Origin of the sequence: Brevibacterium ihuae (assembly GCF_900184225.1) — a bacterium.
Taxonomy (GTDB): Bacteria; Actinomycetota; Actinomycetes; order Actinomycetales; family Brevibacteriaceae; genus Brevibacterium; species Brevibacterium ihuae.
This window is the reverse complement of record NZ_FXWZ01000002.1, coordinates 484627-510082: the sequence shown is the minus strand read 5'-3', so window position 1 is coordinate 510082 and position 25456 is coordinate 484627. Positions and strand designations below refer to the sequence as shown.

The 25456-nt window shown below is 69.4% G+C and carries 19 protein-coding genes; 9 read left to right on the top strand and 10 right to left on the bottom strand.

The window, feature by feature from the left end; all coding sequences use genetic code 11:
- Positions 1–50 precede the first annotated feature (50 nt).
- The 3 genes from ctaC to C1A17_RS02285 are packed head-to-tail and all read left to right on the top strand — an operon-like array spanning position 51 to position 3018.
- Positions 51–917, top strand: coding sequence for an aa3-type cytochrome oxidase subunit II (ctaC, locus tag C1A17_RS02295; RefSeq protein WP_101650341.1), 867 nt, complete (start codon positions 51–53; stop codon positions 915–917).
- Complete coding sequence (gene ctaD / locus C1A17_RS02290) at positions 914–2620, top strand: aa3-type cytochrome oxidase subunit I (RefSeq protein ID WP_101650339.1); 1707 nt, start codon at positions 914–916, stop codon at positions 2618–2620. Before ctaC ends, ctaD begins: the two co-directional genes overlap by 4 nt.
- Positions 2617–3018, top strand: a complete 402-nt coding sequence (locus C1A17_RS02285) for a cytochrome c oxidase subunit 4 (RefSeq protein ID WP_101650337.1) — start codon at positions 2617–2619, stop codon at positions 3016–3018. Before ctaD ends, C1A17_RS02285 begins: the two co-directional genes overlap by 4 nt.
- A gap of 2236 nt (positions 3019–5254) precedes the next feature.
- On the opposite strand, the gene qcrB is transcribed toward C1A17_RS02285, so the two are convergent.
- The 4 genes from qcrB to ctaE are packed head-to-tail and all read right to left on the bottom strand — an operon-like array spanning position 5255 to position 9463.
- Entirely contained in the window at positions 5255–6898 is a 1644-nt protein-coding gene (gene qcrB / locus C1A17_RS02280; protein WP_101650335.1) for a cytochrome bc1 complex cytochrome b subunit, read from the bottom strand.
- Positions 6895–7944: a cytochrome bc1 complex Rieske iron-sulfur subunit gene (gene qcrA / locus C1A17_RS02275; protein ID WP_101650333.1), complete on the bottom strand. Its 1050-nt coding sequence runs from the start codon at positions 7942–7944 to the stop codon at positions 6895–6897. Before qcrA ends, qcrB begins: the two co-directional genes overlap by 4 nt.
- A 43-nt stretch (positions 7945–7987) precedes the next feature.
- Entirely contained in the window at positions 7988–8773 is a 786-nt protein-coding gene (gene qcrC / locus C1A17_RS02270; RefSeq protein WP_101650331.1) for a cytochrome bc1 complex diheme cytochrome c subunit, read from the bottom strand.
- A gap of 51 nt (positions 8774–8824) precedes the next feature.
- Positions 8825–9463 carry an aa3-type cytochrome oxidase subunit III gene (gene ctaE / locus C1A17_RS02265; protein WP_101650329.1) on the bottom strand — a complete coding sequence of 213 codons (639 nt, stop codon included), beginning with the start codon at positions 9461–9463 and terminating at the stop codon, positions 8825–8827.
- A gap of 262 nt (positions 9464–9725) precedes the next feature.
- On the opposite strand from ctaE, the gene trpD reads away from it, so the two are divergent.
- Positions 9726–10832 carry an anthranilate phosphoribosyltransferase gene (trpD, locus tag C1A17_RS02260; RefSeq protein ID WP_101650327.1) on the top strand — a complete coding sequence of 369 codons (1107 nt, stop codon included), beginning with the start codon at positions 9726–9728 and terminating at the stop codon, positions 10830–10832.
- On the opposite strand, the gene C1A17_RS02255 is transcribed toward trpD, so the two are convergent.
- Positions 10788–12524 carry a DEDD exonuclease domain-containing protein gene (locus C1A17_RS02255; RefSeq protein WP_101650325.1) on the bottom strand — a complete coding sequence of 579 codons (1737 nt, stop codon included), beginning with the start codon at positions 12522–12524 and terminating at the stop codon, positions 10788–10790. The two genes, trpD and C1A17_RS02255, sit on opposite strands and share 45 nt — an antisense overlap.
- Positions 12525–12676: 152 nt before the next feature.
- On the opposite strand from C1A17_RS02255, the gene C1A17_RS02250 reads away from it, so the two are divergent.
- Entirely contained in the window at positions 12677–12973 is a 297-nt protein-coding gene (locus C1A17_RS02250; protein WP_101650323.1) for a hypothetical protein, read from the top strand.
- 1 nt (position 12974) lies between these two features.
- On the opposite strand, the gene C1A17_RS02245 is transcribed toward C1A17_RS02250, so the two are convergent.
- Both C1A17_RS02245 and C1A17_RS02240 read right to left on the bottom strand, forming a co-directional pair.
- Positions 12975–13397 carry a hypothetical protein gene (locus C1A17_RS02245; RefSeq protein ID WP_101650321.1) on the bottom strand — a complete coding sequence of 141 codons (423 nt, stop codon included), beginning with the start codon at positions 13395–13397 and terminating at the stop codon, positions 12975–12977.
- Positions 13394–14206 (bottom strand): alpha/beta hydrolase, encoded by an 813-nt coding sequence (locus C1A17_RS02240; RefSeq protein WP_101650319.1) that lies wholly within the window; start codon positions 14204–14206, stop codon positions 13394–13396. The genes C1A17_RS02245 and C1A17_RS02240 overlap by 4 nt, the downstream gene beginning before the upstream one ends.
- Before the next feature lie 119 nt (positions 14207–14325).
- Between C1A17_RS02240 and C1A17_RS02235 the strand changes: the two genes are divergently transcribed.
- Complete coding sequence (locus C1A17_RS02235; protein WP_101650318.1) at positions 14326–15105, top strand: lysophospholipid acyltransferase family protein; 780 nt, start codon at positions 14326–14328, stop codon at positions 15103–15105.
- A 283-nt stretch (positions 15106–15388) separates the two neighbouring features.
- Entirely contained in the window at positions 15389–15925 is a 537-nt protein-coding gene (locus C1A17_RS02230; RefSeq protein ID WP_101650316.1) for a MerR family transcriptional regulator, read from the top strand.
- A gap of 95 nt (positions 15926–16020) precedes the next feature.
- On the opposite strand, the gene C1A17_RS02225 is transcribed toward C1A17_RS02230, so the two are convergent.
- The 3 genes from C1A17_RS02225 to C1A17_RS02215 form a co-directional block, all read right to left on the bottom strand.
- Positions 16021–17154 (bottom strand): AAA family ATPase, encoded by a 1134-nt coding sequence (locus C1A17_RS02225; RefSeq protein ID WP_101650314.1) that lies wholly within the window; start codon positions 17152–17154, stop codon positions 16021–16023.
- Between the two features lie 68 nt (positions 17155–17222).
- Entirely contained in the window at positions 17223–20258 is a 3036-nt protein-coding gene (locus tag C1A17_RS02220; protein WP_101650312.1) for an AAA family ATPase, read from the bottom strand.
- Entirely contained in the window at positions 20255–21403 is a 1149-nt protein-coding gene (locus C1A17_RS02215; protein WP_101650309.1) for an exonuclease SbcCD subunit D, read from the bottom strand. Before C1A17_RS02215 ends, C1A17_RS02220 begins: the two co-directional genes overlap by 4 nt.
- 150 nt (positions 21404–21553) lie before the next feature.
- Between C1A17_RS02215 and C1A17_RS02210 the strand changes: the two genes are divergently transcribed.
- Complete coding sequence (locus C1A17_RS02210) at positions 21554–24955, top strand: pyruvate carboxylase (RefSeq protein ID WP_101650307.1); 3402 nt, start codon at positions 21554–21556, stop codon at positions 24953–24955.
- A complete protein-coding gene (gene def, locus C1A17_RS02205; RefSeq protein ID WP_101650305.1) occupies positions 24948–25439 on the top strand; it encodes a peptide deformylase in 492 nt (163 codons plus the stop codon). The genes C1A17_RS02210 and def overlap by 8 nt, the downstream gene beginning before the upstream one ends.
- Positions 25440–25456: the final 17 nt, after the last annotated feature.

The window sequence follows — 25456 nt, the reverse complement described above, 5'->3', positions numbered from 1 at the left end:
GAAGTTGTGAAAGGCTGCACGTGGATTCTCCGAATCAGCCAGTGCGCGGCATGCGAAGGACCTGGCCCAAGCGGCTCGGTGTGCTCGGCGCAGTTGCCATGACAGCCCTCCTCTCCGGGTGTTCCCGCGAGGTCTGGGAGGTCGGGTTCTTACCCGTCGAGTCCAAGGGAGCCACCTCCCACACGGAGGCCTACACGGCGCTGTGGACCGGCGGCTGGATCGCGGCGCTGCTCGTCGGTCTCGTCACCTGGGGCCTGCTGCTCTGGTGCATCATCGCCTACCGGCGCAAGAAGACCGATCGCGGTCTGCCCGTGCAGCTCGCGTACAACATGCCCATCGAGATCCTCTACACCGTCATCCCGGTGATCCTCGTCGTGGGCTTCTTCTTCCACAACGTCAGCGCCCTCGAGAAGACCATCGACGACGAGACGCCGGGAGAGCAGGTCATCGAGGTCGTCGGCAAGCAGTGGGCCTGGGACTTCAACTATGTGACCGAGGACGTCCACTACGCCGGCGTCCAGGTCAACCTCGACGGCACCGAGCAGCCCGGCATCGACGCACCGACGCTCTACCTGCCGGCCGACACCGACATCGAACTCGTCATGCGCTCGCGCGACGTCATCCACTCCTTCTGGGTCCCCGCCTTCCTCGAGAAGCGCGACATGATCCCGGGACGCGAGTCGTCGATCCACCTTCGTCCCCTCAAGGAGGGCACCTACGTGGGCAAGTGCGCCGAGCTCTGCGGTGAGTTCCACGCAGAGATGCTCTTCAACGTCGAGGTCGTTCCGGAGAACGAGTTCATCGAATACACGGACAGCCTGCGCGAGCAGGGCAACACCGGCATCCTCGGCCCGGATTACGACCGCACCGAGTGGTACCAGAATCCCTATGAGCAGGAAGAGGGGGCTGAACAATGACAGCCGTCGCTGAGAACCGGTCCACGACCGCGGTGACCCGGGATCCGCTCCCCAGGAGCAAGGGTCGGATCGTCGTCGACTGGATCACCTCCACCGACCACAAGACCATCGGGTACATGTACCTGATCGCCTCCTTCATCTTCTTCTGCATCGGCGGCGTCATGGCGCTGCTCATCCGGCTCGAGCTGTTCGAGCCCGGGATGCAGATCATCGAGACGAAGGAGCAGTACAACCAGCTGTTCACCATGCACGGCACGATCATGCTGCTGATGTTCGCGACCCCGCTGTTCTCCGGGTTCGCCAATGTCATCATGCCGCTGCAGATCGGCGCGCCGGACGTCGCGTTCCCGCGTCTCAACGCCTTCGCGTTCTGGCTCTTCCTGTTCGGCAGCCTCATCGCGGTCGCCGGCTTCCTCACCCCGCAGGGTGCGGCCTCCTTCGGCTGGACCGCCTACGCCCCGCTGTCGAACACGACGTTCACCCCGGGGGTCGGCGGACACCTGTGGGTCATGGGCCTGGCGTTCCAGGGCTTCGGCACGATCCTCGGCTCGGTGAACTTCATCACCACGATCATCACCATGCGTGCGCCGGGCATGACGATGTTCCGGATGCCGATCTTCACCTGGAACGTCCTCATCACCGGCATCCTCGTGATGATGGCCTTCCCGCCGCTGGCCGCCGCGCTGCTCGCGCTCGGTGCGGACCGCATCCTCGGTGCCCACGTGTTCAGCCCGGAGAACGGTGGGCCGATCCTCTGGCAGCACCTGTTCTGGTTCTTCGGCCACCCCGAGGTGTACGTCATCGCACTGCCGTTCTTCGGCATCGTGTCGGAGATCTTCCCGGCCTTCAGCCGCAAGCCGATCTTCGGATACAAGGGCCTCGTCTACGCGACGATCGCGATCGCCGCGCTGTCCGTCACCGTGTGGGCCCACCACATGTACGTCACCGGTGCGGTCCTCCTCCCGTTCTTCGCGTTCATGACGATGCTCATCGCGGTGCCGACGGGTGTGAAGATCTACAACTGGATCGGCACGATGTGGCGCGGTTCCCTGACCTTCGAGACTCCGATGCTCTGGTCCCTCGGGTTCCTCGTGTCGTTCGTGTTCGGCGGGCTGACCGGGGTCATCCTCGCCAGCCCGGTCCTCGATCAGCAGGTGTCCGATTCGTACTTCGTCGTCGCCCACTTCCACTACGTCATCTTCGGCACGGTCGTGTTCGCGATGTTCGCCGGCTTCTACTTCTGGTGGCCGAAGTGGACGGGGCGGATGCTCAACGAGTCGCTCGGCAAGATCCACTTCTGGCTGCTGTTCATCGGCTTCCACATGACGTTCCTGATCCAGCACTGGATGGGTGCCGATGGCATGCCGCGCCGGTACGCGGACTTCCTGCCGCAGGACGGCTGGACGTGGATGAACCAGATCTCCACCGTAGGTTCGCTGATCCTGGGTCTGTCGATGATCCCGTTCTTCTGGAACGTCTGGGTCACCGCCCGCAAGGCACCGAAGGTCACGGTGAACGACCCGTGGGGCTACGGCTCCTCCCTCGAGTGGGCGACCTCGTGCCCGCCGCCGCGCCACAACTTCACCTCGCTGCCCCGGATCCGCTCCGAGCGCCCCGCGTTCGATGCGAACCACCCGGAGCTGCTCGAACTGGCCGGCTACGACCGTGACGCGTACACCGTGGTGGAGAGGAAGCATTCGTGAAGACCGCCGCAATCATCTTCAGCTCGGGGATCCTGTTCTTCCTCCCCATCGGATTCATCTACGGGTTCCTCACCGATTTCCAGGAGCTCGTCGGGTTCCCGGCGATCCTCCTCGTGGGCCTCATGTCGCTCATGATCGGTGGGTACCTGTTCCTTCACCACCGGAGCATCGGAAAGATCGCCGCCGACGACCTCGACGGTGAGATCTCCGACGAGCCGTACGAGTACGGGTTCTACAGCCCGTGGAGCTGGTGGCCCATCACCGTGGCCACCGGTGCCGGAATGTGCTTCTTCGGCGTGGCCGTCGGATGGTGGATCGTGCCCTTCGGCGCGGTCATCGCCCTCATCGGCCTGGTCGGTCTCGTGTACGAGTACGACCGAGGCAACCACGCACACTGAGCGCTGAGTGCTCTCGCGCATCGAGCGGCGGGGTCGGGACTTGGAGTCCCGGCCCCGCCGCTTTCGTGCGTCTTGGCGGTTCGCGCTGTTCTGCAGCGGTCGGGGGAGTGCGGGTCGGGCGGATACGGGGCGGTGCGGACCGGGTTCGTGCTCGCGCGGCATCGGGAACGGACCGGCTTCTCGGACGAACCGGTTCACCCGCGGCAGATGTCCCATGAACGGCCGATCTGTGGGACATCTGCCGCAGGTGAACATCGCTCTGGGGTCGACGGTCGATCTTTGCGGTGTGTGAGAACCGGGGCGCGCGGCGTGTCGCGCCCGCAGGGCTCCATTCTGCGCCTGTACTCCGCCGGAACGAGTCTGTGGGCCTGGGGACGCTGTCTGTCCCCAGCGGCCCGTGTCAGGCTCACCGCGTTGCGACCCCTGCGATTCTCTGCTCTGTTGGGGGATCAGTGACCATGGTCCGATGGTCCGGGGCGAACTGCAGCGAATGCAGCCGGATCGGTCGTGCCTGTTCCGGATGCCCGGACGCCGGTACTCGGGGAAGGCCCTGTGGTCCAGGCATCGCCGATGTAGGTTCGGTCAGTTCTTCCGATGCAGGATGATTCTCGGCTGTCCGCAGCCTGGCCGCGGCTTCACCAGGTGGGTATGGGCGCGGTACGAGCGCAACGGCGCTGGAGATGGCGGTCCTGCTCCGGAATCGGCGCTTCTCTGCATCGGTGCGGCGGTTGGGGATGGGTGATCGGGCGATGTGTGGCCGGGTGATCTCCGGCCCTTGCGTCGGCTCAGTACTCGGCGCCGCCCGGTGCCGGCCGATCTCTGTCGCGGCTCGGGGGTGACCGCCACCGGGAACCGACGCCCTCCCGCTCGATACCTCGGCTTCGGAGTCTTCCGCTCTCGTTGGTCCCTCGCCGCGATGGCGCTGTGCGATGCCGGCGTGTGCGAAGGACGCGGTCGGCGTGCCGGAAGCCGAACGATAGGAGTGACGAGGAGAGAGCGGTCGGCGTGCCGGAGAACGAAATCTGGGTCGTGACGGAGATTGTCGTTCCTCTTGCTCCCGCAGGCCCTGCCGCTTGCCAGGGGAGTGCGCGCTCACTCGCCCTGGGATACACCCTGGTCGAGGCGAAGGAAACATTCCTGCCCGGAGGGACGGCTGCACCGAATCGGATTGCCATCCACTGCGAAGTCGCTGGGTGGTACGCGAGGGAACCTGCGTGAGCACGCCTGAGGGGCCTCGAGCGTCCCTCCGATCGTGTCCTGCCCACGGGATAGGAGAAGCAGCGGCGGCTCACCTCGTGCCCGTCGTCGGTCGTTGTCATCGAATCATTCCGTGACGAACGCACGACGAGGGCAGAGGCCGTGTGCTCCGCCGGATCGGGGCAGCTCGTCACCGTTCCAGATCTCTCAGCGGCCGCACGGAGCTCGGGACGGTGCGTACAGCCCCGTCGGTCACGTGCCTAGGAGACTGCCCCATCATGGCAGTGAGCGTCCGGCCCCGAGTCCGCGGTCGTTCGGTGGAGGCTCGTCGGCAGGGGAGATCCGTCGCCGGCGGAGAGCCCGGCTCAGCAGCTGGCAAGGAGCGAGCAGGATCTAGCGGGAGGTCGCTACGAGCACCAGGCTGATGGGGTCTGAAGACGGCACCCCGCAGATCGTTCTCACGCTTCCTCACAGCGTCCGTTCGGTGCCGGGGCCGCCGCCAGGGAAGCGGGCCGTGCAACGGGCCGCCTCGATTCCTTCGTCGGCGCGATGCGCTCGTGAGCGGCGAGGCTGTCGATCGGCATCATGTGAAGCTGCTCGTGTGCCATGCGCTGCGGCGTCCTCAGCAGGACCGGGAGAAGCGCGACTCGCGCTACCCCGCCCCCAGACCGCTGCGCGGTCCTTCATGCCTGTCGGATCACCCCGGCGTATTCAGGGCTGTCCACGCTCTGCCGAATCGTCGAAGGACGAGCGCCGGGTTCAGAGGCGACGGTCATGGCAGCACAAGGCACTCGAAACGAGGGGAACGGGCAGGTCGACGGAACATGCTCGGGACCAGGGACGGCCCCCGGATCACGGGGCCCTGCGGGCAGGGGACCGGAACGGGCCGAACGAGTGATCAGGCTCCCGCGATACCTGGGCCAGCGGGCGATTGCGGACAGCCAACCGCCCGGAACATCAGCAGGATGCGGAAAGCCGGAGGGCCGGGCAGTCGACGACTGCTCGGCCCTCCGGCTTCGAACGCGCGAGGCGCTGGGTCTCAGTGACCCGAGGTGATCTGCCCGCTCGAGTGCGAGCCGGCACCGACGTCGTGCGCACCGTGATCGTGGTGTGCGGCGTCGAGCTCAGCCTTGGTCACCGGTGCGACACGATCCTCGTAGAAGAACTTCGCGATCGTGGCGCGACGCTTCTCCCACTTCGAGATCCGGCCGTCGGGACCCGGCTGCGCGGGGATGTACTCGGGCGACTCGAAGGCGGACAGAGCCCAGACCTTGTGGTCGGAGTGCACCTTGTGACGCTCCTGGTACTCGCCGTGCGGCAGACGGATGATCTCGCCGCTCTCGTACCCGTGGAGGATGATCTCGCGATCCTTCCGCTGGAGTCCCAGGCAGATCCGCTTGGTCACGATGTACGCGACGATCGGTCCGATGAAGAACAGGGCGCGGAAGATGTAGATCATGTCGTTGAGCGACATGTGGAAGAACACCGCCATGAGGTCGCCCGAGGCGGCGGCCCACATCACGCAGTACCAGACGACTGCGGCGACGCCGAGCGCGGTGCGCGTGGGGTTGTTGCGCGGGCGATCGAGGATGTGGTGCTCGCGGTAGTCCTTGGTCAGCCACGCCTCGACGAAGGGCCAGACGGCCATAGCACCGAAGAGGAGACCGGCGATGAGGACGGCGGAGAAGATGTTGAAGCTGATCGGCCATCCGAAGATGTAGAACTCGGCCCAGCCCGGGATGATGCGGAGGAATCCGTCCATCCATCCGATGTACCAGTCCGGCTGGGTGCCGGCGGACACGGGGGAGGGGTCGTACGGTCCGTAGTTCCACACCGGGTTGATGGTGAAGAACCCGGACAGCAGCGCCAACAGACCGAAGATCATGAAGAAGAAGCCGCCGCCCTTGGCCGCGAAGGTCGGGAGGACGGGCTCACCGACGACGTTCTTCTCGGTGTGACCGGCACCCGGCCACTGGGTGTGCTTGTGCACGACGACGAACATCAGGTGGACCGCGATCGCTGCGATGAGCAGTGCGGGCACGATCATGATGTGGAGCGAGTAGAGACGGGAGACGATGTCGGTTCCCGGGAACTCGCCACCGAAGAGGAAGAACGAGATGTAGGTGCCGACGAGCGGGATGCTCTTGAGGATGCCGTCGATGATCCGCAGGCCGTTGCCGGAGAGCAGATCGTCGGGCAGCGAGTAGCCGGTGAAGCCGGCACCCATGCCGAGCGCGACGAGGGCGATGCCGATGAGCCAGTTGATCTCACGCGGGCGGCGGAACGCGCCGGTGAAGAAGATGCGGAGGGCGTGGATGCTCACCGCGGCCATGAACAGCAGCGCTGCCCAGTGGTGCATCTGACGGATGAACAGGCCTCCGCGGATCTCGAACGAGATCGCCAGGGTCGAGGCGTAGGCCTCGGACATCTCGACGCCCTTGAGCGGGATGAACGGACCCTCGTAGTGGAGCTCGCCCATCGCCGGCTTGAACCAGAACGTGAGGAACGTACCGGTGAGGACGAGGATGATGAAGGTGTAGAGCGCCACCTCGCCGAGCATGAAGGACCAGTGGGACGGGAAGATCTTCCGTCCGAACTCCTTGACCATCTTCGAGGCGCCGACGCGGCTCTCGGTGAACTGTGCCGCTTTTCCGACGGCGGTCGTCGCAGGTGCTGTGCTCATTGCTCGGAGGTCTCCCTGGTGTTGATCTCCCAGAAGGTCGGGCCGACAGGGTCCACGAAGTCGCGCTGAGCGACCAGGTAGCCCTCGTCATCGACGGCGATGGGAAGCTGCGGAAGCGGACGTTTGGCCGGGCCGAAGATGACCGCGCAGTGGTTGGTCACGTCGAAGGTCGACTGGTGGCACGGGCACAGGAGGTGGTGGGTCTGGTGCTCGTAGAGGGCGACGGGGCAGCCGACGTGGGTGCAGATCTTGGAGTAGGCGACGATGCCGTCGACACCCCAGTCCTCCTTGGCCGGATCCGTGTTGAGCTCCCGGGGATCGACGCGCATGAGGAGCACGGCTGCCTTGGCCTTCTCGTTGAGCGGGTGCTCCGACTCGTACATCTTCTCCGGGATGACGTGGAAGGCCGAGCCGATGGTGACGTCCTCGGCGCGGATGTAGCGGTCCTCGTGCGGCACCATTCCCGGGTCCTGGACGAGACGGACGCCGGGTCCCCAGAGGGTCTCGAAGAGCTTGTTGCCCGGGAGCGGACCGAGGTCGCGGAAGACGAGGAGGGCCGGCAGCGGAGCGATCGCGACCGCGGCGATGAGCGTGTTGCGCAGGAGCGGACGGCGGGCGATGCCCGATTCCTCCTTGGCCTGCTCGATGATCTCGAGAGCGATCGCCTGGTCCTCTTCGGATCCGGCGATGTCATGCCGCGACTCGACGACCTCGACATCGGTGATGAGGGTCTTCGCCCAGAGGACGACGCCGACGCCGATGGAGAACAGCGCGAGTGTGGCACCGAGGCCGAGCATCGCGTTCTGCAGGCGGATGCTCCCCATCTCGCCGTCCTCGATGGGGAAGAGGAAGTACGACACGATGAACCAGATGGTGCCGATCATCGAGAGGATGAACCATCCCGCGATCTGGCGTTCTGCCGTGCGCTCCGCAGCCGGGCTGCTGTCGGTCACTCGCGGCGAGTGTTCGGGGATACCAGGATTGGTGAACCCGTTCACCTGCTCGAGCTGGCTGCCGTGCTCGGCAGTGTGCTGTTTCGAGGTCATTCGCTTCCTCGTCCTTTACTCGATACGGATGAGAACGTCGTGGTCACTTCGACCGGGCCGAGAGCCACACGGTGATGCCGATGACTGCCGCGAGTCCGAAGAACCAGATGAACAGGCCTTCGGCGACCGGGCCGAGCGAGCCGAGCTTGGCACCGCCGGGGGACGGCTGCTCGGAGACCTCGCGCACGTAGGTGATGACGTCGCGCTTCTGCTCGGGGGTGAGGTTCGCATCGTTGAAGATCGGCATGTTCTGCGGGCCGGTCTGCATGGCCTCGTATAGGTGCTTCTCGGAGACCTCGGAGAGGTTCGGCGCGTACTTGCCGCGGGTCAGGGCGCCGCCGGATCCGACGACGTTGTGGCACATGGCGCAGTTCGTGCGGAACAGGCCACCGCCGGCGGCCGCATCGCCCTGCGCGGTGTCGAGGTACTCGTCCTCCGGAACTGCCGGTCCGGGGCCGAGCGAGGCGACATAGGCGGCCATCTGCGAGATCTGCTCCTCGCTGAACTGCGGGGTCTTCACCGGGGCCTGCGGGCCGCTCATCTGCAGCGGCATGCGTCCGGTTCCCACCTGGAAGTCGACCGCCGCGGCGCCGACGCCGATGAGGCCGGGGCCGTTCTCGGTGCCCTCGGCGTTCATGCCGTGGCAGGTGGCGCAGTTGGTGACGAAGAGCTTCTCGCCCTCCTCCACGTCGGCTGCGGTGTACTCCTCGGCATTCGCCGTGCTGTTCGAGGTGAACATCGCGTATGCGCCGCCGGTCATCAACAGACCGACGAGCAGCAGGACCACGAGGGCCATGGGGTGCCGGCGTCGTTCGGCTAGAAGCTTCACAGGTTTGTCCTTTTCTTGCGGGAGTCTGGTGGTCCGGGTCTCAGACAGCGATCACTGGAGGATGTAGATCACTGCGAAGAGGCCGACCCACACGACGTCGACGAAGTGCCAGTAGTACGACACGCAGATCGCGAACACGGCTTCCCGGTGCCCGAACTTCTTCGCTGCGTAGGTGCGCCCGATGACGAGCAGGAAGGCGATGAGACCGCCGGCCACGTGGAGTCCGTGGAACCCGGTGGTGAGGTAGAAGACCGAGCCGTAGGCGTTCGAGTTGATCGCGACGCCCTCGGACACCAAGGTCGCGTACTCGAAGACCTGTCCGCCGATGAAGATCGCTCCGAGGACGAAGGAGAGGTAGTACCACTCGACGAGGCCCCATTTGCCGAGGTTGAGCAGGCCGCCGGTGCGGCGCGGCTTGAAGTGCTCGGCCTTGAAGACGCCCAGCTGGCAGGTCACCGACGACAGCACCAGGATCGAGGTGTTGCCGAGCGCGAACCAGAAGGCGAGCTTCTCCGTCTCCTGCGCCCACATGTCGGGGACGACCGAGCGGATCGTGAAGTACATGGCGAAGAGCGCGGCGAAGAACATCAGCTCGCTCGACAGCCACACGATGAACCCTACGGTTGTCGTGTTCGGCCTGTTGACGACTGGATGAACCGGCGCTGTGTGAGATGCAGTGGCAGTGGACACGCCCCCATTATTACCCAGCCCCAAGGATAAATTCACCTTTTGCTCAGGTTCGGCGGCGAAGTTTTCTACGACGTGTAGCGGATTCCGCGAGTTCTCGCGGATCGCCGTGACGTGGGGAAACGACCTTCGCCGCGTGTCGGGTCCGAGTCGCGGGATGCGGGAGCGGTCGGAGCGGCGTCGTAGCATGATGAGCGGGGTGCGCCGGCACGCTCTGCGCCGCGCACCGCAGCACCCGCAGAACCCCAGGAGAAAGGCCTCGGCCATGACCGATCCAGCACCGCAGAACACCCCCGGACTCGTCTCGGGTGTGCGGGAGTGGCCGGATCTCCTCGTCGCACTCATGGAGCGGCGCGATCTCGACGCGGCCACCGCCGCCTGGGCGATGGACGAGATCATGTCGGGCGGCGTCCCCGACGTCACCATGGCAGCGTTCCTCGTCGCCCATCACGGGAAGGGCGAGACCGTCGAGGAGATCACCGGGCTCGTCGAGGCGATGATGTCCCACGCGGTGACCCTCGACGGGCTGTCGGATGCCGTGGACATCGTCGGCACCGGCGGCGACCGCGCCAAGACCGTCAACATCTCCTCCACCGCCTCGTTCATCATCGCCGCCGCGGGCCAGCCGCTCGTCAAGCACGGGAACCGGGCGACGTCCTCGGCCTCCGGTTCGGCCGACGTGCTCGAGGCGCTCGGCCTCACCCTCGATCTCAGCCCCGAGCAGACGGGCGGCCTCGCACGCGAGGTCGGGATGGCCTTCTGCTTCGCGAACGTCTACCACCCGGCGATGCGCTTCATCGCCCCGGTGCGGCGCGCGATCAAGGTCCCGTCGGCCTTCAACATCCTCGGGCCGCTGACGAACCCGGCACGCACCCGCGCAACTGCGATCGGCGTGGCCGATCCCGCGATGGCACCGCTCGTGGCCGGGGTGCTCGCGCGTCGCGGCGATTCGGCCCTCGTCTTCCGGTCCGGCGACGGCCTCGACGAGCTCAGCACCACCGCCGTCAACGACGTGTGGGAGGTGCGCGGGGGCGAAGTCGTGCATTCGACCTTCGACGCCACCGTCCTCGGTCTGCCCCGGGTGGGGAAGGACGATCTGCGCGGCGGCGATCCCGAGTTCAACGCCGGAGTGATGACGCGCGTGCTCGAGGGGGAGCGGTCTCCCGTGCGGGACGTCGTCGTGCTTAACGCCGCGGCGGCGCTCGTGGCCGCCGCTCCCGAGGCGGACGGCAGCCTGCAGGATCGGCTCGCGGCCCAGTCGGAGCGCGCCGTCGCCGCGCTCGACTCCGGTGCCGCGCGCCGCAAGCTCGACGAGCTCATCGAGGCATCACACCGCTGGTCCGCGGTCGAGCCGGCCGAACCTTCCGTGTGAGCGTCCGAATCCGCTGATCGGCTCCGCCCACCCGGCGGCGGAGCGGACGAGCCGGGTGCGGCCGTCGGACAGTCCGCGATGGATGAGCGCGGTCTCCTCGGCGAGCGTGCCCGGGAGGCCGGGTGTCGGCGGGTCGACGTGCTCGGCCGTGAGGGCGAGGGCGTCGATCGCCGGATAGGGGCTGAGCCCCGCGGGGACCGCCGCGCTGCCGGCGAGGCGGCCCCAGCGGACGAGGGCGATCTCCCAGCCGCCGTCCGCGGCCGGCACCGCGGCGACGATCTCCGGCACGGCCGTCAGGTGCGCGCGCCGCTCCTCCGCGGCGAGCGCACCGAGCAGCGAGGTCATCGCGTCGCGCGTGTCCGCCGCGGTCTCGAACCGCTCCTCCGCGGTGAGGTCGAGCATGCGCTCCCGGCAGCGCGCGACGAAATCTGCGGGATCGGCGGCGAGCAGATCGAGCACGCCGGAGATGCCCGACCGGTAGGCCTCGACGTCGGTCACCCCCGCGCACGGTCCGCCGCACTGCCCGAGCTCCCCGGAGGGACAGGGAGCGAAGCCCGCGCTGCCGGGGCGTCGCGTGCACTGCTTGAGCGGGAAGAGCCGTTCGAGGATGCGCTTGGCCTGCTGCGCCTGGCGGTGCGTGCGGAACGGGCCGAGGCGCGCCGCCGCATCGACATCCGTCACCGGCGGGGTGCGGGAGACGGCGAGCCGCGGGTAGGGGTCGTCGGTGAGTCGGAGCCAGGTCCGCCGCTCGGGGTTCTTCGATCGCCGGTTGTACGGGGGTGCGTGCTCGGCGATGAGCCGGACCTCGCGCACCTGGGCCTCGAGGTGCGTGTCGCAGGGGACCGTCGCGACCTCCTGGGCGGCGGTGATCATCTCCGCCATCCGGCCGCGCGTCTCGCCGGCGGAGAAGTACGAGCGGACACGGGTGCGCATGTCGGCGCTCACGCCGATGTAGAGGACGCGCCGGGAGCCGTCGAGGAACATGTAGACCCCGGGGCCGTGCGGGACGTCCTTCGCGAGATGGAGCTTCGTGCGACGCCGCGTCCATCCCGCAGGCTTGATGCGGGAGAGCTCTTCGAGCGTCGTGATGCCGTAGGAGCCGAACCGGTCGAACAGGTGGTGGAGGATCTCACCCGTGGCCCGTGCATCCGACAGCGCCCGGTGATCGGGGGCGACCGCGGTGCCGAAGTGGGCGGCGAGGGTGCCGAGCTTGTGGTTGACGACCTCGCCGCGCGGGACGACCTGTCGGGCGAGGCGCACGGTGTCGAGGACCTGCGGTTCCGGCCAGTGGTAGTCGAGGCGCCCGCACGCGGCCTTGAGGTACCCGACATCGAATCCGGCGTTGTGGGCGACGAGGACGGAGCCGCGCGCGAACTCGAGGAATGCGGGGAGCACCGCGGCGAGCTCCGGGGCGCCGGCGACCATGCTGTTGGTGATTCCGGTGAGCCGCTCGACGAAGGGTGAGATCACGCTGTCGACGGGCCGGACGAGGGTGGAGAACTCACCGAGGACCTCCCCGCCGCGGAGCTTGACCGCTCCGATCTCGGTGATGTCGGTGGAGCCGGTGGTCTCGAGGTCGACGACGACGAAGGTCACCTCGGACAGCGGGGTCCCGAGGTCGCCGAGGGTGAGCTGGCCGGAGCGCAGCGACTCATCACGGTCGAAGCGGGCAGGCGCGTGGTGGTGCGGCATGCGAGCCATCCTCCCACGCGCTGCTGACACGGGGCGGCGGGACGGGGTTCGGGACGGGCTCCAGGGGCCGTGTCCGTGCCGGGTCGTAGCGTACGGAACGAGCACCCCGCACCGACCGGTGAACCTGCACCGGACCGACATGAGGAGGACCCATGATCATCGAATGCACCCATCCAGGACACGGGATCGACCCGGCCGGAGTCGTGTCCTGCCCCGATCCGGAATGCCTCGTGGCAGCCGTCCACTCCGGCCCGGATCCAATGAGCCGGCTGCCGGACCGACGTCCGGAGTGGATCCTCGCCTGCCCGGACCGGCTCGACCATGCGGAGGTCGAAGCGCTGGCGATCCTCGGGGACGCCGGGCTCGTGCCGCAGATCGTCGCCCCGGACCACGCAGATCGCGATCTCGACTACGTGCCCTTCGCCCCCGCGGTGCGGCGGGTCGGGTAGCTCAGACCTCGGCGCCGCCCCCGCGGCCCTCGCGGTGCTCCTCCGGCAGGTTGAGGAAGAGGAGCAGTCCGGACACCATGCTGATCCCGAGGAGCGCGAGCACTGCGAACCCCGGGACGGGGCGGAAGAAGATCGCGAGGACGACGAGGCCGGTGATCCCGCCGATGAGGCCGACGATCGCGAGGACGAAGAGCGGGGGCGCGCTGCGCCAGCCGATCCGCTCCGGCTCGGGAGGCACCCAGTCCTCGTCCTCGGCGAGCTGTTCGCGGATCTCCTCGGGCGACATCTCGGGCACGAAGCCGGACTGGTCGGAGATCCCGGTGACGAGGGCGTCCCAATCCGCGTCGGGGACGCGCTCGTCCCCGGGCAGCCGCTCCCATTCCGGCCCGTCGTGCGGTCCGTGCGGATCCCGGGGGCCGGTCATCGCGCCTCTCCGCCGGGAGCCGCTCCCGTGCTCTGCGGGCGCACCGGAAGGAGGCCGTCCCGGAGACGACGGATCTCCTCGAGGATGATGTCGGCGTCGTGATCGAGCGTGGCGACGTGATGGCTGCGGCGCAGGGCGACGGTGCGGAGCTCACCGAGCAGTCGCGCACGCAGGAAGCGAGCCGACCACGGTCCGACGACGTGATCGGTGCCCGACACACAGAGGACGGTGGGCGCGATGATGCGCCAGAGCCGGTGCCGGAGTCGCCGCTGACCGGCATACATCGATGCCACGGCCCGCAGCGGGGTCCGGGGATAGGCGACCTCGTCTTCGCCGGGTCGGGCGATGTCGTTGCCGATCGCGGCGATGCTCGGGACCACGCGGGAGAGCGCCGGGAGCACGGCGCGCAGCGGCGAGTCGACCCGGAGCGAGGGGTTGACGAGGACGAGGCCGTCGACCCCCGTGGTGGTCGTCGCGAGCTCGAGGGCGAGGGCCCCACCCATCGAGAGCCCGGCGACGAGCACGACGGGGTGCTGTGCGCGGAGCGCATCGAGCTCCGCACGCGCGGCGGTGCACCAGTCGTCCCAGCCGGTCCTGTTGAGATCGGGCCAGCGGGTTCCGTGGCCGGGGAGGAGGGGCACGCGCACCGCCGAGCCGTCGGCGATGAGATGGTCGGCGATCGGACGCCAGGCGGCGGGCGATCCGGTGATGCCGTGGAGGAGGAGGATCCCGACGGGCGCATCGTTGTCGTGGACGATCGCTGCGGCCTCCGGGCGGACTGCGGCGGGGGAGTTCGTCGATGCGCTCATCCCCTCAGAATGCCACACGCGACGGCGGTTCCGAAGGGGGCCGGAAGCGGGTCCGGTGAGCGCGACGGAGCCCTATAGTAGTGTCGGACCGTCCACCAGCCCGCGTCGAGAGGACCCACGTGTTCTACTGGCTGCTCAAGACCATCGTCGTCGGGCCGATCGTCCGGACGCTGTTCCGGCCGTGGGTGCGCGGACTCGAGAACATCCCGGAGACCGGCGGTGCGATCGTCGCCGGCAATCACCTGTCCTTCATCGACTCGGTGTTCGTCCCGCTCGCCGTGCCGCGACCCGTCGTGTACCTCGCGAAGAACGACTACTTCCTCGGCCGCGGCATCAAGGGCACGGCCGCGCGATGGTTCTTCAAGCTCACCAATCAGCTCCCGATGGACCGCTCCGGGGGTTCGGCCTCCGAGGCCTCGCTCACCGCGGGTCTGCGGGTCCTGCGGAGCGGGAAGCTCCTCGGGATCTATCCGGAGGGAACGCGGAGTCCCGACGGTCGTCTCTACCGCGGCCGCACGGGGATCGCCCGCCTCGTCCTCGAGTCGGGGGTGCCGGTGGTCCCGGTCGCTCTCATCGGGACGGACAAGGTCCAACCGGAGGGACGGACGATGCCGCGCCTGCGCCGGGTGGGCATCGTGTTCGGTCGACCGCTCGACTTCAGCGAGTACGCAGGCATGCAGAGCGACCGCTTCCTCCTCCGCTCGGTCACCGACGAGATCATGTACGAGATCCTCCGGTTGTCGGGACAGGAGTACGTCGACACGTACGCGTCCTCGGTGAAGACGAAGCTCCTCACCGCGGTCAAGCCGCAGTCCGCCGCCCCGGTGGAGGCGCCCTCCGCCGCCTCCGAGGTCACCGACGGAGCCGGGTCCGGAGCGCAGTCGACCGCTGATCGCTGACGTGCCCCGCGCTGCCCCGGGGTGCGCTCCGCGCCGCCCGTCGCGCAGGCGTTCGATTACTCCGGTAACGGCGACACGCGCAAATCGTTACCCCCGGCCTCTCCGCCCGCGGGAGGTCGAGCGCATAAGTTCATGGATGTAAGTTCCCCTGGGCCTCCGGGATGCCGGTGCGGTAGAATCGATTCGTCTTCCGATCCGGTGCTCGCAGGTCCGCTTCCCCCAGGGACATGAAGGAGGAGTCGGTGTGAACCGCTCAAGTGAGGAACAGGCCCGTTCCGCAGCCATGCCGCCGGCCGCTCAGGGTCTGTTGTTCGACGACGATCTGCCCGTGCTCGATGAAGAGGCCGGCTACCGCGGCCCCACGGTGTGCCGCGTCGTCGACATCACCTATCGGCAGCTCGACTACTGGGCGCGGACCGACCTCGTGGTCCCGAGCATCCGCACCGCGACCGGTTCCGGATCGCAGCGCCTCTACAGCTTCCGCGACATCCTCGTCCTCAAGATCGTCAAGCGCCTGCTCGACACCGGGGTGTCGCTCAATCAGATCCGTGTTGCCGTCGGCCACCTCCGTGAGCGCGGCGTCGAGGACCTCTCCCAGATCACCCTCATGAGCGACGGATCGAGCGTCTTCGAATGCACCTCCGCCGACGAGGTCATCGACCTGGTCCAGGGCGGTCAGGGCGTCTTCGGGATCGCGGTCGGCCGGGTGTGGCGCGAGGTCGAGGGCACGCTCTCGGAGCTTCCGAGCGAGCGCCCCGAGGACGAGGTGCAGATGGTCGACGAACTCGCTGCGCGCCGGGCCGCGCGCAGGACCAGCTGAGCTCGACCGTTCCTCCTTCGGAACGACACAGGGCCGCGACTCGACGTCGCGGCCCTTTCGCATACCCGGCGGCGGGCAGAGGTGTCAGCGGGGGATCAGGAGCGGGAATCGCGCATCCGCCGGCTCCGCCGGGTCTCGAGGCTCTCGTCGTGATCAGCGGTGACAGCGGGCGCGAGAGCACCCGGTGAATCGCCGTCGCCGGCCGCGGGGCTGTCGTCACCGGTGTCGACGGCGGGTCCGCCGTCGTCGGTGCTCCGGACTCCGGGGTCGTCACCGTCCGTGCGGGGTGCGGTGGGTTCATCCTGCCCGGGAGCGTCCGTCCCGGATGCGACGGCGTCCGGATCCTCCTGCGTGCGCTGAGGATCGGCGTCGGGCTCCGACCCGTTCTGCGGGGCGTCGGGGGAGTCGGCGGCACCAGCGGGAGCGGCGCCGGCCCCGCTGCGCTTGATCTTCTCGCTCCGCAGGGCACGATCGAGGATCCGGTCGAATGCTGACGCGAGTTCGGCGGCCGGACTTCCCGGCCAGGAATGGATCGGTCGTGCCGAACCCTGGGCCTGCTGGAGCACCGTGCGCTCCGGCAGCGGGGGAGTCATGACGAGGGGCCCGAACATCTCCTTGAGCTCGGTGAAGCGGTAGGCGTGCTCCCGCGAGTTCGGGCGCACCCGGTTGACGACGATGCCGAGAGGCTGCAGACTCTCGGCACTCCGGCGCCGGAGCTCCTCGGTGGCGCGGAGCGCGCGGTCGGCGGCTGCGACGGAGAACAGACCCGGTTCGGTGACGATGAGAACGCGATCGCTCGCCGTCCACGCGGCGCGCGTGAGTCCGTTGAGCGAGGGCGGGCAGTCGATGAGCACGAGGCGGTAGCCGCTCGACACCTTCGCGATCGCGTCCTTGAGGCGACGCAGATAGCGCTCGGAGAGCGAGGGGCGATCGAACTCGGCGGCGCGCGGGGAACCCGGGATGACGTCGATGTGGCCGGGTTTGTCGCCCACCCAGCCGCTCGGGACGACTGCGCGGTCGAGGATGCGCGAACGCGGAGCGGCGAGCACGTCCGCGATGTCGACCTCCGTGGTGACGGGGACGTCGAGCCCGGTCGAGGCATCGGCCTGGGGGTCCACGTCGACGACCAACGTCGGAATGCCTCGGCTGTAGGCGGCAGAGGCCAGGCCGAGGGTCACCGAGGTCTTTCCGACCCCGCCTTTGAGACTGGAGATACTGAGGACGAGCACGGTCCCACGTTAGCCGATTCCGGCGCGGTTCTCATGGGAGGGGCCGGAGATCCGCCCCCGGTGCGTCGTCAGGTGCGGACGTCGACCCGGATCCGGGAGCCCGTGGGGGAGGACTCGAGGACGATCTGGTTGGGGATGGCCTGCAGCATCCCCTGGACATGGGAGATCACCCCGACGGTGCGTCCGCCCTCGCGCAGCTCGTCGAGGATGCCGAGCACCTCGGAGAGCGCATCCGGATCGAGGGTGCCGAACCCTTCGTCGATGAAGAGCGAATCGAGCTCGATGCCCCCGGCGGTGGCCCGCACGGTGTCCGCGAGGCCGAGTGCGAGTGCGAGCGCGGCCATGAAGCTCTCGCCGCCGGACAGGGTCCGGGGGTCGCGCCGCTCCTGCGTGAACCCGTCGACGACCTGCAGACCGAGTCCGGCCCGCTTCTCCCGGCGGTGGATGACGTCATCGTGGACGAGCGAGTACCGGCCCCGGCTCATCACTCGGAGGCGCTCCGAGGCATTGGCCGCGACGTCGGCGAAGAGCGCGACGAGAGCGTACGAGGACAGGGAGATCCGACGCACGTTCTCCGGACTCGTCGCCTGGACGAGTCCGGACAGTGCGATATCGGTGCGGAGACCGTCGAGCTCGGCCTCGTCCTCCGCCGTCCGGGACCGGAACTCGCTGCGCAGGGCGTCGAGATCGGCGACGTGCCGCCGTGCGACTGCGAGCCGTTCCACCGCGTCGGTCACCCGCGCCCGCCACAGTTCTTCGAGAGCGTCCTCCGCGGCAGTGAGCGCGGCGAGCTCGTCGTCATCAGCGGTGTCGGCCAGCGCGACCGGGTACCAGTCGGACTCGCGCATGAGTGCGATGCGCGTCCACCGCTCCTCGTGCGCACGGTCCTCGGCTGCGAGCCGCTGGGCGTCGAGTCCGAGCGCGCTGCGGAGATCGTCCACGCCGTCGAAGGACGAATCCTGCAGTCCGGACTCGAACACCTCCCGGCGCCGTCGGAGCGCATCGGATGCGTCTGTGAGAACGCCGGCCGCACGGGACGCCTCCGCAGCGGCGGCGGTGATCCGCTCTCCGTGATCCGCGACCTCCTCCGCCGCCTGCGGCGAGGCAGGTGCGGTGAGACCCGCGCGCTCGAGATCGCGCGCCGCCCGCGCAGCCTCGGAGGCCTCGAGCTGGTCCAGGCGCCCGCGGATGCTCACGGCGGCGGACCGGAGCGCGGCGAGGCGCGTCTCCCGCTCCTGCGCCGCCTCGGCGAGGGTGGCGAGCGCGGTCTCGAGACGTCCGGACTCCGCGCGCAGCTCCTGGAGGCGGCGGAGCCGGTCTTCGAGGTCGGAGAGCTCGCGCTGGGCCTCCGCATGCGCGGCGCCCGACGTCTCGACGCTCTTTGATCCGGCCTCCGTCCGGGCCTGGGCATGCTGCTCCTCGAGGCGGGCCGTCCTCTCGAGGGCGCGCAGAGCCGCGCTCTGCCGTTCCTCCCACGTGGCGTGCGCCTGCTCCTCCGCGGCCCGGCCCACCGCAGGTCCGGCGGGGGATGCCGGGGCCGGGTGCTCGGACGAGCCGCACACCGGGCACGCGTCACCGGGCGAGAGCTCCGCAGAGAGCTCGGCAGCGATCCCTTCGATCCGCCGGCGACGGATGTCCTCGTACTCGGTCCGCGCGCGCTCCTGGTCCGTGCGCCGCTCGGCAGCCTCTGACCGCGCGGCGCTGAGCGCGGTGCCGAGAGCGGCGAAGCGTTCGGCCGCGGCGAGCTGTTCGGCGCTCCGTCGCAACGCTTCCCGCGCCCGCTCGGTCTGCGCGGCCACGGCGGATTCCCCGGAGAGCTCGTCCTCGATCGCGGCGCGCCGCTCCCGGGTGCGCGCGAGCTCCGCGTCGGCCGTCCGATTCCGCTCGACCTGGTCCTCCACGGCGCGGTCGGCGTCGGCCGCTTCCGCCACGAGGGCCTCCCGGTGGGCGAGGGAGCGGGCAAGGCGCTGAGCGGCTCCGGTGATCGTCCGGCCGAGATCGGCGAGCGCGTCCGCCGTCCGTGCGGAGGCGCCGGGGGCGAGGTCGGTGAGGGCCGATGCCAGGGTCCGACGGGCCGCGGCGTCGCTCTCCGCGCTCAGGCGATGCTTCTCCTCCGCGTCCCGCAGCTCGTGCAGGGCCGGGCGGAGGACGGTCGCTTCCCGGATCCGCTCCTGCTGCGTGCGGATCCGCCGGCGGTCCTCGGCGCCGTCCTCGTGGATCCGCTCGAGATCCCGGAGCTCGCGCAGCCGCGTCCGGTCGCGCAGCCGCTCGCGTGCCGCGCGGGCGGACTCGCCGGACCGCGCCGCCGCGGATTCGGCCTCGTCACGGACGACCTGCGCGCTCTCCAGCCGTTCGATCCCGATCGCGCGGCTGGGTCCGAGCACGGATTCGACGTCGCCGACATCGGGGTGCTCGGCGGTGGGACGGGGGAGGTCCGCACCGTGCACGGCGAGCGCCCGGTCGATGAGGGCGGTCCGCTGCGCCGACACCGCGGTCATCCGTGACCGGGCACCGCGGGCGGCCTCTGCCAGCCGGTCCTCGACGGCGGTGAAGTGCTCGGTCGCGAAGAGGCGGCGCAGGATCGGCTCGCGCTCCTGCGGGGCCGCCCGGAGGAACGCGGCGAACTCGCCCTGCGGGAGAAGGACGATCTTGGTGAACTGATCCGCGGTGAGCTGGAGGGCCCGGGTGATGTGGGCCTGGACCTCGGTCGCGGTGCGGCCGAGGCCCGCCCACTCCGTCCCGTCCCAGCGAAGGAGCTGGGCGCCGGCCTTCTCCGTGACGGTGCCGGTGCCGCGCCGCTTGGGACGGTCGTAGGCCGGGTTCCGGCGGACGCGGTAGCGACGGCCCTGCGCGCTGAACTCGAGGGTGACCTCCGTCGGCGTGGTCGGTGCGGCGAACTGCGAGCGGAACTGAGCGGCGTCGTTGCGCGCTCCCGGGACCCTGCCGTAGAGACCGAAGGCGAGCGCATCGAGGATCGTCGTCTTGCCCGAACCGGTGGGGCCGTGGATGAGGAACAGGCCGTCGTGGGCGAGGGAGTCGAGATCGACGGTGACGGTGTCGGGGAACGGGCCGAACGCACTGATCGTCAGCGAGTGGAGTCTCATGCGTCCTCCCGCAGCGCCGCGGCGAGCGCGGTCTCGAAGCGGTCGATCTCGCCGCGGCGGGCGGCCCGGCCGGTGACGTCCTCGACGAATGCGGTGAACACCTCGCCGTCGGAGCGCGCCGCTGCGGCAGCGGCGTCCGGCAGCTCGAGCTGCCCGAGGTCGCCCGCCCGGAGGTAGCTCAACCGGATGAGCCCGGGCAGGACCTGGCGCAGCCGGCCGAGGGCGCCGTCGACCCGTTCGGGGTCGGTGAGCTCGACGGCGACGAGGGACTCCGCGTGCTCGGCGGCCCCGGCGACGATCTCCGCGAAGGTGCCGCGCAGGGTTGCGATCGCGGTGAATTCCGGGACCGGCACCGCAGTGGGGGTGATCGTCGGTCCGTCGACATCGAGGAGGATCATCTGCTTGGGGGTGAGGGCCTCGGTGAAGGAGAAGGGGATGGGGGAGCCGGAGTACCGGACGGCCGGGGTGATCGCCTGCGGCCGGTGCAGATGGCCGAGCGCGGCATAGGCCGCGCCGTCGAACACCGAGGCGGGGGCGACGCCCACGCCGCCGATCCCGATGTCGCGCTCCGATTCGCTGCCCGCGCCGCCGGCGACGAAGGCGTGGGCCATGACGAGGACCGGCAGCTCCGGGTGGTGCGCGGCGGCGTGCGCCCGGACCCGGTCCATGGCCGCGCCGAGCACCGCGGTGTGGGTGCGGGGGACGCCGAACCGGGCATGGACGAGCCCGGGTTCGAGGTAGGGGATGGCGTACACGACGACCGCGGGGTCGTCATCCCGGGAGTCGCGGGCGCGCAGCGGGATCGCCCAGTCGATGTCGGACAGCCGGGTGCGGACGTGGAGGCCCGCGGGATCGACGAGGCGGCGCCCCATTCCGAGGCGCATGAACGAATCGTGGTTGCCGCTCGAGACGACGAGGTGCACCCCGGCGGCGAGGAGGCGCTGGGCGGTGGCGTCGAACAGCTCGAGCGACTCCTGCGGCGGGATCGCCCGGTCGTAGACGTCCCCGGCGACGAGGACCGCGTCGACCTCGGAGTCGACGACGGTGTCGACGAGGAAGTCGAGGAACGCCGCGTGCGCCCGGTGGAGATCGACGCCGAAGAAGGTCCGGCCGAGGTGCCAGTCCGAGGTGTGGAGGATGCGCATGGGACCAGGGTATCGACGGGTACGGACACCGGCCCGACGGAAGCCGAATCCGGACCCGCCGCCCACGTGTCCGCGAGCGCCTGTAGAGTTGGCCTTGTCCACGGGCCCCGCGTCGATCACCCTCGGCGCTGAGTGAATCGAGCAACACAGATGTTCTCCAAGGTTCTCGTAGCCAACCGCGGTGAGATCGCGGTCCGAGCTTTCCGCGCCGCCTATGAGCTCGGCGCAGCCACCGTCGCGGTGTTCCCGTATGAAGACCGCAACTCCGAACACCGACTCAAGGCCGACGAGGCCTACTCGATCGGCGAGAAGGGGCACCCCGTCCGGGCGTACCTCGACGTCGACGAGGTCATCCGCGTCGCCAAGGAGTGCGGCGCGGACGCCGTCTACCCGGGCTACGGCTTCCTGTCGGAGAACCCGGACCTCGCGCGGGCGTGCGAGGAGAACGGCATCGTCTTCATCGGGCCCCGGGCCGACGTCCTCGAGATGGCCGGCAACAAGGTCCACGCGCTCGAGGCCGCGCGCGCGGCCGGGATCCCGACCCTCGACTCGACCCGCCCCTCGGCCGATCTCGACCAGCTCCTCGCCGACGCGGAGTCGATGGACTACCCGCTGTTCGTCAAGGCCGTCGCCGGCGGCGGCGGCCGCGGCATGCGCCGGGTCGCGAACAAGACCGAGCTCGTCGACGCCCTCAAGGCCGCGATGCGCGAGGCGGAGGGCGCCTTCGGCGATCCCACGGTGTTCATCGAGCAGGCCGTGCAGCGTCCGCGCCACATCGAGGTGCAGGTCCTCGCCGACAACGACTCCAACGCGATCCACCTCTTCGAGCGCGACTGCTCCATCCAGCGTCGCCACCAGAAGGTCGTCGAGATCGCTCCCGCGCCGCACCTCGATCCCGCCGTGGCGGAAGCCCTCCGCACCGACGCGCTCAAGTTCGCCACCGCACTCGGCTACCAGAACGCCGGCACCGTCGAGTTCCTCCTCGAGACCGAGGGGCCGCGCGCCGGCAAGCATGCGTTCATCGAGATGAACCCGCGCATCCAGGTCGAGCACACGGTGACCGAGGAGGTCACCGATGTCGACCTCGTCCAGTCGCAGATGCGCATCGCGGCCGGGGAATCGCTCGCCGACCTCGGTCTCTCCCAGGACTCCGTCGCGATCAAGGGCGCCGCCCTCCAGTGCCGCATCACCACCGAGGACCCGGCGAACTCCTTCCGCCCGGACACCGGGACGATCACCGCCTACCGCTCCGCCGGCGGTGCGGGAGTCCGCCTCGACGGCGGCACCGTGTACGCCGGCGCAGAGGTCTCCGCGCACTTCGACTCCATGCTCGTCAAGTGCACGACGCGCGGCCGCACCTTCGAGCAGGCCGTCAACCGCGCCCGCCGCGCGCTCGCCGAGTTCCGGATCCGCGGCGTCGCGACGAACATCGGCTTCCTCCGCGCCGTCCTCGACGACCCGGCATTCATCCGCGGCGACGTCGCCACGACGTTCATCGAGGAGCGTCCGCACCTGCTCGCCGCGAAGGTCGGCGCCGACCGCGGCTCGAAGCTCCTCGAGTTCCTCGCCGACGTCACCGTCAACCAGCCGCACGGCGAGTCGCCGGTCGCGCTCCTCCCGCGGGAGAAGCTCCCGGAGTTCGACGTCTCCGGCGACGCCCCGGCGGGTCCGCGCCAGCGCCTGCTCGATCTCGGCCCGGCCGGGTTCGCCGCGGATCTGCGCGCGCAGACGTCGCTCGCGGTGACGGACACGACCTATCGCGATGCGCACCAGTCGCTGCTGGCCACCCGGGTCCGCTCGAAGGATCTGCTCGCGGTCGCCCCGTACACCGCCCGGATGACCCCGGAGCTGCTGAGCGTCGAGTGCTGGGGCGGTGCGACCTACGACGTCGCCCTGCGCTTCCTCGCCGAGGATCCGTGGGAGCGGCTCGCCGCCCTCCGCGAGGCGATGCCGAACATCAACCTCCAGATGCTGCTGCGCGGCCGCAACACCGTGGGCTACACCCCGTACCCCACGGCCGTCACCGACGCGTTCGTCGAGGAGGCGGCGCGCACGGGCGTCGACATCTTCCGGATCTTCGACGCCCTCAACGACGTCGAGCAGATGCGCCCGGCCATCGATGCGGTCCTCGCGACCGGCACCACGGTGGCCGAGGTGGCGCTGTGCTACACCTCGGACCTCACCGATCCGAACGAGAAGCTCTACACGCTCGACTACTACCTCGGGCTCGCGGAGCGGATCGTCGAGGCCGGCGCCCACGTGCTCGCGATCAAGGACATGGCCGGCCTCCTCCGCCCGGCGGCGGCGACCACCCTCGTCACTGCGCTGCGCGAGAACTTCGACCTGCCGGTCCACGTCCACACCCACGACACCGCCGGCGGCCAGCTCGCCACGCTGCTCGCCGCATCCGCGGCAGGCGCGGACGCCGTCGACGCCGCGAGCGCCTCGATGGCGGGCACGACGAGCCAGCCCTCGCTGTCGGCCCTCGTCGCCGCACTCGAGAACACCGAGCGCGACACCGGCCTCTCGCTGGCGAACGTGTCGGACCTCGAGCCCTACTGGGAGGCCGTGCGCAACGTCTACCGGCCCTTCGAGTCCGGCCTGCCCGGTCCGACCGGCCGCGTGTACCGCCACGAGATCCCCGGCGGGCAGCTCTCGAACCTCCGCCAGCAGGCCGTCGCCCTCGGCCTCGACGAGAAGTTCGAGGAGATCGAGAAGATGTACGAGGCGGCGGACGAGATCCTCGGCCACCTCGTCAAGGTCACTCCGTCCTCGAAGGTCGTCGGCGACCTCGCCCTCCACCTCGTGGCCGTGGGCGCGGATCCCCAGGAGTTCGCGGAGAACCCGCGCCAGTTCGACATCCCGGACTCGGTCATCGGATTCCTCTCCGGCGATCTCGGCGACCCGCCCGGCGGCTGGCCCGAGCCCTTCCGCTCGAAGGCGCTCGAGGGACGCAAGTACACCGCACCCGTCGAGACGCTCTCCGATCACGACTCGGACCTCCTCGGCGAGCCGGGCCGCGTGCGTCAGGAGACGCTCAACCGGCTCCTGTTCGAGGCGCCGTCGAAGGAATTCAACCGGATGCGGGAGACCTACGGTGACCTCTCCGTCCTCGAGACCGCGGACTACCTCTACGGGCTCAACGAGGGCGAGGAGCACGCCGTCGTCATCGACAAGGGCAAGGCGCTCCTCGTCGGCGTCCAGGCCGTCGGCCCGGCCGACGAGCGCGGCATGCGCACGGTGATGTGCACGCTCAACGGTCAGATGCGACCGGTGTCCGTGCGCGACCGGAAGGTCGACGTCGACGTCGTCACCGCTGAGCGCGCCGACACCTCCGTGCCCGGCCACGTGGCCTGCCCGTTCGCCGGCGTGGTGACGATGCAGGTCGCCGCCGGGGACTCGGTCAAGGCCGGAGACACCGTCGCCACGATCGAGGCGATGAAGATGGAGGCCGCGATCACCGCTCCGATCGACGGCACCGTGTCGCGCGTCGCGATCGGCGCCGTGCAGCAGCTCGAAGGCGGCGACCTCGTCGCCGTGGTCGATGCCTGAGAGGGAGATCCGGCGCTTCGGCGACCCCGTGCTGAAGACGGTGACCGATCCGGTCACCGTCTTCGACCGGCGGCTCAGGGACCTCGTGCGCGACCTGCTCGACACCACCCACATGGAGGGCAGGGCGGGCGTCGCGGCGACCCAGATCGGGTCGACGCGCCGCGTGTTCAGCTACTTCGTCGAGGGTGAGCTCGGATACGTCATCAATCCGCGCCTCGTCGAGACCGGGGGAGAGCTCCGGGAGATCGGCGAGGGCTGCCTGTCGGTGCCCGGGCTGTGGTTCCCGACCCCGCGCTGGGAGACCGCCGTCGTCACCGGCGTCGACCAGGACAACAACCCGATCGTCGTCGAAGGCGTGGGCCTCATGGCCCAGATGCTCCAGCACGAGGTCGACCACCTCGACGGCCTCGTCTACCTCGATCGGCTCAGCCGGGACAATCGGAAGGCCGCGCTGCGTGCGGTCCGCGAAGCCGACTGGTTCTGAGGTGGCCTAGACTGCAC

What these genes read in the sequence shown, in the direction of transcription:
- ctaC (WP_101650341.1), top strand. Translation starts at nt 51, where the DNA reads ATGCGAAGGACCTGGCCCAAGCGGCTCGGTGTGCTCGGCGCAGTTGCC.
- ctaD (WP_101650339.1), top strand. Translation starts at nt 914, where the DNA reads ATGACAGCCGTCGCTGAGAACCGGTCCACGACCGCGGTGACCCGGGAT.
- qcrB (WP_101650335.1), bottom strand. Translation starts at nt 6,898, where the DNA reads ATGAGCACAGCACCTGCGACGACCGCCGTCGGAAAAGCGGCACAGTTC.
- qcrA (WP_101650333.1), bottom strand. Translation starts at nt 7,944, where the DNA reads ATGACCTCGAAACAGCACACTGCCGAGCACGGCAGCCAGCTCGAGCAG.
- trpD (WP_101650327.1), top strand. Translation starts at nt 9,726, where the DNA reads ATGACCGATCCAGCACCGCAGAACACCCCCGGACTCGTCTCGGGTGTG.
- C1A17_RS02255 (WP_101650325.1), bottom strand. Translation starts at nt 12,524, where the DNA reads ATGCCGCACCACCACGCGCCTGCCCGCTTCGACCGTGATGAGTCGCTG.
- C1A17_RS02250 (WP_101650323.1), top strand. Translation starts at nt 12,677, where the DNA reads ATGATCATCGAATGCACCCATCCAGGACACGGGATCGACCCGGCCGGA.
- C1A17_RS02245 (WP_101650321.1), bottom strand. Translation starts at nt 13,397, where the DNA reads ATGACCGGCCCCCGGGATCCGCACGGACCGCACGACGGGCCGGAATGG.
- C1A17_RS02240 (WP_101650319.1), bottom strand. Translation starts at nt 14,206, where the DNA reads ATGAGCGCATCGACGAACTCCCCCGCCGCAGTCCGCCCGGAGGCCGCA.
- C1A17_RS02230 (WP_101650316.1), top strand. Translation starts at nt 15,389, where the DNA reads ATGCCGCCGGCCGCTCAGGGTCTGTTGTTCGACGACGATCTGCCCGTG.
- C1A17_RS02220 (WP_101650312.1), bottom strand. Translation starts at nt 20,258, where the DNA reads ATGAGACTCCACTCGCTGACGATCAGTGCGTTCGGCCCGTTCCCCGAC.
- C1A17_RS02215 (WP_101650309.1), bottom strand. Translation starts at nt 21,403, where the DNA reads ATGCGCATCCTCCACACCTCGGACTGGCACCTCGGCCGGACCTTCTTC.
- C1A17_RS02210 (WP_101650307.1), top strand. Translation starts at nt 21,554, where the DNA reads ATGTTCTCCAAGGTTCTCGTAGCCAACCGCGGTGAGATCGCGGTCCGA.
- def (WP_101650305.1), top strand. Translation starts at nt 24,948, where the DNA reads ATGCCTGAGAGGGAGATCCGGCGCTTCGGCGACCCCGTGCTGAAGACG.